The 439-nt window shown below is 29.8% G+C and carries 1 protein-coding gene; it reads right to left on the bottom strand.

Annotated elements, in window-relative coordinates; genetic code table 11:
- Positions 1-43: 43 nt before the first annotated feature.
- A partial coding sequence (locus tag NG918_RS16120; RefSeq protein WP_252227052.1) for a YbaK/EbsC family protein occupies positions 44-439 on the bottom strand: 396 nt, incomplete at its 5' end.

The raw sequence follows: 439 nt of genomic DNA, 5'->3' as shown, positions 1-439 counted from the left end.
AAACTCATTTAAGAAACTCATTAACAAACTGAAATTTAAGGTCTTAAATCTCTATAAACTCTACAGAATTACCATGCTGTTTAATTATCCTCACTAAATCCACTACATTCAACCATATTGTTGCTGTATTTTCATTTGGGTGAATCCCTATAAGACTTTCATTAAATGTATTATCTAATATTACCTTTACTTTTCGCTCATCATCATTGATTATACCTAAAGGTGTTACAGAACCCTTAGAAAGCCCTAAAATAGAATTTAGATCGTTTTCAGAAGCAAAACTAAGAGGCCTTGAACAAATTTTCTCTTTTAACTTTTTTAAGTTAACCTTCTTTTCATTCCTGATAACCAATAGATAATAATTACGTTTTTTATCATCTCTAACAAATAGATTCTTTGCTATAACATCGGTGTCAGGCAAGTTAAGTTCCATCATCTC

The sequence above is a fragment of the Clostridium sp. ZBS2 genome, assembly GCF_023845855.1.
GTDB classification, from domain to species: domain Bacteria; phylum Bacillota; class Clostridia; order Clostridiales; family Clostridiaceae; genus Clostridium; species Clostridium aquiflavi.
The sequence above is the reverse complement of the archived record's forward strand: the minus strand, read 5'-3'. Positions and strand labels throughout refer to the sequence as shown.